Source organism: Mesorhizobium sp. M0317 (assembly GCF_040321555.1).
Lineage (GTDB): Bacteria > Pseudomonadota > Alphaproteobacteria > Rhizobiales > Rhizobiaceae > Mesorhizobium.
This window is the reverse complement of the sequence record NZ_JAMYRV010000064.1, coordinates 22,519-28,871: the sequence shown is the minus strand read 5'-3', so window position 1 is coordinate 28,871 and position 6,353 is coordinate 22,519. Positions and strand designations below refer to the sequence as shown.

The window sequence follows — 6,353 nt, the reverse complement described above, 5'->3', positions numbered from 1 at the left end:
CCCGCTCGGCGGCCGATGCGACGGAGTATTTCCAGATCCCGACCGGACGTGTGGTCGAGATCGGCACGCAGGTGGCGATCTGAGGGTCTCGAACGGATAAATCGTCGAGGAGGCTAATATGAGCGGCGAATTGGTGCTGGTCACCGGCGGGTCCGGCTTCCTCGGCGCTCACTGCATCCTCGAACTGTTGAAGGCCGGCTACCGCGTCCGCACCTCCGTGCGATCGGCCAGGCGCGAAGCCGATGTGCTCGCCATGCTCAAGGCAGGTAGCACGGAGCCCGGTGACGCCCTTTCATTCGCCCATGCCGATCTGATGGCCGACGCAGGCTGGCCGGCGGCGGTGGCCGGCTGCGATTACGTGCTGCATGTCGCATCGCCTTTTCCGCCCGGCGTGCCCACGCATGAGGATGACCTGATCCTTCCGGCGCGCGAGGGCGCGTTGCGCGTGCTGCGGGCGGCGCGGGATGCCGGGGTCAGGCGCGTCGTGCTCACCTCATCCTTCGCGGCCGTCGGCTATGGCAAGATGCGCGCGGATGGGCAGCCTTTCAACGAGGAAAACTGGACCGATCCGGCAGGCAAGGTCAGCGCCTATGTGAAGTCCAAGACGCTCGCCGAGCGCGCGGCCTGGGATTTCATCGCCGAGCAGGGCGGCGCGCTGGAGCTTGCGGTCGTCAATCCCGTTGGCATCTTTGGACCGGTGCTCGGCGCGGACCATTCGACCTCGACCGAATTTGTCCAGCGCATGCTGAACGGCGCCGTGCCTGGGCTGCCGCGCCTGTCCTTCGGCGTCGTCGACGCGCGCGACGTGGCGGATCTGCATGTTCGCGCCATGACCCACCCCGCCGCCAAGGGCGAACGGTTCCTGGCTGTCGCCGGCGATTTCATGACGGTGCGCGAGATCGCGCAGACCCTGAAGACGCGGCTCGGGCCGGCGGCGTCGCGCGTCTCGACGCGGGAGTTTCCCGATTGGCTGGTGCGCATCATCGGGCTGTTCAATCCGGAAGCGGCACAACTCGCAACGGAACTGGGCAAGGTCAAGAACGCCACCAACGCCAAGGCGGTGCGCGTGCTCGGCTGGGCGCCACGCTCGCGCGAAGATGCTTTGATTGCCACGGGCGAAAGCCTGATTCGGCTGGGACTGGTCAAGCGACGTAAGTAATTGTGCGGGAGGCCGAACCTTAAGGGCTCGGCGTCCCGCAACGGCAGCTTTCAGCCGGCCAGTGCAGCCTTGTTCGTCTCCAGAAACTGCTTCAGCGGCACCGACTTTCGGCCGGAGAGTTTTTCGACCGCGTCGGTCACCATGCCGAGGTCACCGGCGCGGGCGGCGGCGTCGAATGAAACCAGCACCTTGGCGAAGGGTTCAGGCAGGCCGGCCGACTTCATTCCCTCGGTCAGGGCTTCGTCGGAAAGCTGGATGACCTTGATCGGCTTGCTGGTGACCTCGGTGACCAACGCCGCCACTTCGGCAGCCGTATACGCACTGGGGCCGGTGAGCGTGTAAGTCGCGCTTTCGCTGCTGTCCGAGGCGAGCCCCGCTGCGATCGCCGCCGCGAAATCGTCACGCGTGCCGTAGGAAATGGCGCCGTCGCCGGCGGAGGTGTACCACTGACCCGACGCCAGAACCTGCGGCAACGCCATGAACAGGTTCTCGTTATACCAGCCATTGCGGAATATCGTGTAGGGGATCCCGCTCGCCTTGATCGCTTGTTCGGTGTCGTAGTGGTCGGGCGCGAAAACAACCGGCGAACCAGGCTCGGGGTTGGGCATCGAGGTGTACAGCAGGTGGCCGACGCCAGCCTGTTTGGCCGCCGTCACCGCCGCAAGCTGCTGCTCGCGCCGCTTCCCCTGTACCTCAAGTTCGTTGGTCGAGATGACGAGTGCCCGGTCGGCTCCCGCGAAGGCCTCGGCAAGCGATTGCGGGTCGTTGAAGTCAGCGGCTCTGACGACGACGCCGCGCGCCGCCAGATCGGCAAGGTTGGCGGGTGTACGGGTGGTGGCGATGATGCGGTTTGCGGGGACCTTTAATGTGTCCAGCAGGTGGTTGATGACGCCGCGGCCAAGCTGGCCGGAAGCGCCGGTGACGAGAAGGGTTGCGGTCATGGGGGATCCTGAAATTGCGCCGGGTGGCGGGTGCTTCTGACAGTCTCAAAAAGAGACCAGCACTAAAATAAGAATTGACCGGCCACCGTAAAGAAGGCAGTTTTTAGGGAGGTAGGCACCGCCAGGGAACCAGCAGCCATGGACGGCAAGGTCGTCAATCTGAGAACCAAGCTCAATATATTCAAAGCCACCAGCGATGGCGCAAACATTGCCGATTGCCCGGTTCGCGACGTGATGCAGGGTGTGAACGGCAAATGGAGTTCGCTGCTGATGGCGGCGCTCGCCGAGCAGCCCTATCGTTTCGGCGAGTTGCGGCGCCTGGTGCCCGACATCTCGCAGCGCATGTTGACCCAGACGCTCCACGATCTGCAGCGCGACGGCTTTGTTCATCGCGAAGTGTTCCCGACCAAGCCGCCAAGCGTCGAATACAGCCTGACCGATCTCGGCCGTTCGATGTTCGGCGCCTTGCATCAACTGATCCTGTGGGCCGAACTCAACCATGGTGCGGTGCGCAAGGCGCGCGCTGCCTTCGACGCCGGTGGCTGATATTTTGGTCCATGCAGCAATGGCTTGATTTGACAATGGCGCTGAAGGATTGTCCGGCCAGTGGTTGGGCGGGCAATGGAAAAATCTCTCGACATCGCGATTGCGGGCGCCGGCCCGGCGGGGCTCGCTACCGCGCTCTATCTCAAGCGCGCGGGCCACAACGTCACCATCTTCGAACGTTTCGAGGAACCCAAGCCCGTCGGTTCCGGACTGATCCTGCAGCCGACCGGGCTGAGCGTGCTCGCCGATCTCGGCCTGCTCGACGACATTCTGGCGCTGGGGAGCCGCATCGAGCGTCTGCATGGCGCCGATGCCTCGAGCGGCCGCACCGTGCTCGCCGTGCGCTACGATGCGCAGCCTGGCGACCGTTTCGGGCTGGCGGTGCACCGGGCGGCGTTGTTCAACATGTTGTTTCGCGCCGCGCAGCGCCAAGGCATCGCCATCGAAACCGGTGTCGAGATCGAGACGCTGGACGTCGGTGAGCGGGCGATCCTGATCTTCGACAAGAGCCGAACGGTGGGGGGCCGCAGGGCAGGGCCGTTCGACCTCGTGGTCGACGCCAGCGGCTCGCGTTCGAAGCTGCGCCGGTGCCTCAACGATCCGGCCCAGCCGCGGCAGCTCACTTACGGCGCGTTCTGGGCCTCGCTCGGCTGGCGCCAAGGCTTCGACGAAAATGCGCTGCTGCAGCGCTACGACAAGGCCAGCGTGATGATCGGCGTCCTGCCGATCGGCCGACCGGAACCGGGCGGGGAAAAGATGGCGGCGTTCTTCTGGAGCCTGAAGCCGGCGGATGCCGAAAACGTGCGCGCGGCAGGGCTCGACGCATGGAAGGCGAGACTGGTCTCGCTGTGGCCACAGTGCGAGGCGTTCACCAGCCAGATCGACAGCTTCGACCAGCTGTCGCTGGCGCGCTACGGCCACCACACGATGAAGCTGCCGGCCGGCCGCAGGCTGGCCGTGATCGGCGATGCCGCGCATTCGACCAGCCCGCAGCTCGGGCAAGGCGCCAACATGGCGCTGCTCGACGCGGCAGCACTCAGCCATGCCTTGGCACAAACGGGCAACGTCGAGGCAGCGCTGGAAAGCTACGCCCGGGCGCGGCGATGGCATGTCCGAATCTTCCAGCTGCTGTCGCTGGCGCTGACGCCGTTCTACCAGTCGGACGGCACGATGCTGCCCTTCTTCCGCGACAGGCTGGTGGCAACCATCGCCAAAATCCCGCCAGTGCCAAGCGTGCTTGCCTCGATGGTGGCCGGCACGCTGATCGATCCGTTCAGGCGGATCGGGCTAGAGGAGGTGCACTGGCCAGATCATCCGGCGGGATCAGGGTCGAGAGAAACGAATTTCTCGCACGCAGGAATAGACGCAGCCGCTGCGGATAGCCCGGCGCCACGGCACCCTTGATCGAGGCGCGTTCGCTCAACGCCTTGCGCCAGGCCTGGACCAATGGCTTGCCGTCCAGAATGCCGAAATTGCCGATCCGGTCGAAGGCGTCGAGATAGCGGAAGACCGGGCCGTAGACGGCATCGACGAGGCAAAAGCGCTCGCCATTGAACCACGGTCCGGCCTGGTCGGCCAGTTCGTCCTCCAGACGATCGAACATGGCCGAAAGTGCCGTGGACTCTGCCAGGAAGGCGGCCTCCGTCGAAGCCGAGTAGAACCGGCCGATGGTGTTCAATGTCGCCGAGCCGAACTCGATCCAGGCGCGATGCCGGGCACGGGCGTAGGCGTCGGCCGGATGCAGAGGATTGGCTTGCGTCTCCTCGAGGAATTCGAGAATGACGGCGGATTCGAAGATCACCGTCTCCTCGCCATTTGCCTGGACGATCAGCAGCGGCACCTTGCCCAGCGGCGAAATCGCCTTGAACCAGTCCGGCTTGTTGGCGAGGTCGATGGTGACACGCTCAAACGGCACGCCTTTCTCGGCCAGCGAGATCGCCGCGCGCTGCACATAGGGGCATAGATGATGGCTGACGAGAATGAGCTTGCCAGTCATTTCATTCTTATCAGTCATTTCATTCTTCTCAGGCATGTCACTCTCCCCAGACATAGTTCAACGCGCCGTCCTCGACGCGCGTCGACAGGAACATCAGTCGCGACGCTTTTGGCGCCGGACCTTCGATCCGGTCGCCTGATGTCATGTCGAAGGCGGCACCGTGCCATTGGCAGACCAGCTTGCCGTCCTTGCAGTCGAGCGGCCCGCCGAAATGCAGGCAGACATTGGCGGCGGCGCGGATGCGCTCACCGCTGCGCCAGATATGGACCTCGCGGCCGAAGAATGGTGCGATCAGGCTGCCCGTCTGTGGGACGTCGGCGACTTTGCAAATTTCGTGTTTCATGGATCTTTCCCGGATCGATGCAGTTGCATGCATATAGATGCAAGTGCATTGACCGTCAAGCTTGATGCAACTGCATCTACCGCCTAGGATGGGTCATGACCAAAACAACCACGCCTTCGCCCGAAGCCGTCAAGGCCTGGGCCCGCCTGATGCGGGTTTCGCGCCAGCTCATCGAAAAGGCGGAAGAGGCTTTGAAGACTAGCGGCTTGCCGCCGCTCGACTGGTATGACGTGCTGCATGAACTCGCCGAGGCGGGTGAGGGCGGGCTGCGGCCATTCCAGCTGACTGAGCGCACACTGTTTGCGCAGTATAACATCTCGCGGCTTCTGGCGCGCCTCGAGGCAGACGGACTGGTCGAGAAGCTCAGGGCTGCCGATGACGGCCGCGGCCAGACCATCCGCATCTCGGCCAAGGGCCGTCAGACGCGGCGACGGATGTGGGCTGTCTATGGACGGTCGATTGCGGAATTGGTCGGCGCAAAACTCTCCGCGGAGGAGCTGAAGATACTGGCGAGCCTGCTTGGAGAGCTGCGCCATCCGCCCGCCGATGATTGATCCGTCAGAATCTCGTGGTTTGCTCGGCGGCTCTCACGTCGACGATTTTTCTACCTGACCCCTTGCGTCGAGCATAGGATTGCGCAATATGCCGAACCGTAACGTACGGTACGCCGTTTGAGGCGACCCGGCGACCTCATCGAATGGGCAGGAAATTGTTGCAGGCAAGGGCCGAGATCGATACCAGCGAAGTGCTGACAGAGCGGCAAAAGGCCGTCTTGGACGCGGCTTTGCGGCTGCTGGTCGAGGAGGGCGACAATCTGACCATGACGGCGGTGGCGCGCCGCGCCAGCTGCTCGAAGGAAACGCTCTACAAATGGTTCGGCGACCGCGACGGACTGCTGACGGCGACCGTGCAGTGGCAGGCATCGAAAGTGCGCGTGGTGCCGGTCGACGGTGAGCGGCTCGATCTTGCCTCGCTGACGGCAAGCCTGGAAGGCTTCGCCTCGGACTGGCTGAAGGTGATTTCGAGCGATACCTCGATCGCGCTGAACCGCGTCGCGGTCGGCCATGCCGGATCCGGAAAGGACGATCTCGGCGCCATCGTGCTGGAGAATGGCCGTTTCGCGCTGGCCAGACGGCTGAAGCCGGTGCTGCTTGCCGGCAAGCAGGCCGGGCTGCTCGACTTTACGGATGCCGAAATGGCGTTCCGGACCTTTTTCGGGCTGGTCGCCCGCGACGTGCAGATCCGTCTCCTGCTCGGCGACAGGCTGGAATTGACTGAAGCGGCGATCGGCGGCGATGCCGTCCGGGCAACGCAGCAGTTTCTCGCTCTTTATGGAGCAAAAACCGGGCCGCAAGGCCTCTAATCTCT

Annotated in this window: 7 protein-coding genes and 1 pseudogene; 5 read left to right on the top strand and 3 right to left on the bottom strand. The window is 64.0% G+C overall.

The window, feature by feature from the left end:
• The first annotated feature begins 118 nt into the window (after positions 1–118).
• Entirely contained in the window at positions 119–1,159 is a 1,041-nt protein-coding gene (locus tag NKI88_RS29895) for an SDR family oxidoreductase (protein ID WP_352658997.1), read from the top strand.
• 50 nt (positions 1,160–1,209) lie between these two features.
• Here the strand turns inward: NKI88_RS29895 and NKI88_RS29890 are convergent, their stop codons facing one another.
• Positions 1,210–2,100: an SDR family oxidoreductase gene (locus NKI88_RS29890; protein WP_352546092.1), complete on the bottom strand. Its 891-nt coding sequence runs from the start codon at positions 2,098–2,100 to the stop codon at positions 1,210–1,212.
• Positions 2,101–2,238: 138 nt separating this feature from the next.
• On the opposite strand from NKI88_RS29890, the gene NKI88_RS29885 reads away from it, so the two are divergent.
• Positions 2,239–2,646 carry a winged helix-turn-helix transcriptional regulator gene (locus tag NKI88_RS29885; protein ID WP_023690335.1) on the top strand — a complete coding sequence of 136 codons (408 nt, stop codon included), beginning with the start codon at positions 2,239–2,241 and terminating at the stop codon, positions 2,644–2,646.
• Positions 2,647–2,721: 75 nt separating this feature from the next.
• Positions 2,722–4,050, top strand: coding sequence for an FAD-dependent oxidoreductase (locus NKI88_RS29880; protein ID WP_502909506.1), 1,329 nt, complete (start codon positions 2,722–2,724; stop codon positions 4,048–4,050).
• On the opposite strand, the pseudogene NKI88_RS29875 reads toward NKI88_RS29880, so the two are convergent.
• Together NKI88_RS29875 and NKI88_RS29870 are read right to left on the bottom strand one after the other, a co-directional pair.
• Positions 3,944–4,660 (bottom strand): annotated as a pseudogene (locus NKI88_RS29875) (glutathione S-transferase family protein); the annotation flags it as partial. The gene NKI88_RS29880 and the pseudogene NKI88_RS29875 overlap by 107 nt on opposite strands.
• A 19-nt stretch (positions 4,661–4,679) precedes the next feature.
• Positions 4,680–4,985: a Rieske (2Fe-2S) protein gene (locus NKI88_RS29870; protein WP_023690332.1), complete on the bottom strand. Its 306-nt coding sequence runs from the start codon at positions 4,983–4,985 to the stop codon at positions 4,680–4,682.
• A gap of 95 nt (positions 4,986–5,080) precedes the next feature.
• Here NKI88_RS29870 and NKI88_RS29865 point away from each other — a divergent pair, with 95 nt between their 5' ends.
• Together NKI88_RS29865 and NKI88_RS29860 are read left to right on the top strand one after the other, a co-directional pair.
• Positions 5,081–5,539, top strand: coding sequence for a MarR family winged helix-turn-helix transcriptional regulator (locus tag NKI88_RS29865; RefSeq protein ID WP_023668376.1), 459 nt, complete (start codon positions 5,081–5,083; stop codon positions 5,537–5,539).
• A gap of 143 nt (positions 5,540–5,682) precedes the next feature.
• Complete coding sequence (locus NKI88_RS29860) at positions 5,683–6,348, top strand: TetR/AcrR family transcriptional regulator (RefSeq protein ID WP_245264573.1); 666 nt, start codon at positions 5,683–5,685, stop codon at positions 6,346–6,348.
• Positions 6,349–6,353: the final 5 nt, after the last annotated feature.

Coding starts and splice junctions, on each gene's coding strand:
- NKI88_RS29895 (WP_352658997.1), top strand. CDS start 119: ATGAGCGGCGAATTGGTGCTGGTCACCGGCGGGTCCGGCTTCCTCGGC.
- NKI88_RS29890 (WP_352546092.1), bottom strand. CDS start 2,100: ATGACCGCAACCCTTCTCGTCACCGGCGCTTCCGGCCAGCTTGGCCGC.
- NKI88_RS29885 (WP_023690335.1), top strand. CDS start 2,239: ATGGACGGCAAGGTCGTCAATCTGAGAACCAAGCTCAATATATTCAAA.
- NKI88_RS29880 (WP_502909506.1), top strand. CDS start 2,722: ATGGAAAAATCTCTCGACATCGCGATTGCGGGCGCCGGCCCGGCGGGG.
- NKI88_RS29870 (WP_023690332.1), bottom strand. CDS start 4,985: ATGAAACACGAAATTTGCAAAGTCGCCGACGTCCCACAGACGGGCAGC.
- NKI88_RS29865 (WP_023668376.1), top strand. CDS start 5,081: ATGACCAAAACAACCACGCCTTCGCCCGAAGCCGTCAAGGCCTGGGCC.
- NKI88_RS29860 (WP_245264573.1), top strand. CDS start 5,683: ATGGGCAGGAAATTGTTGCAGGCAAGGGCCGAGATCGATACCAGCGAA.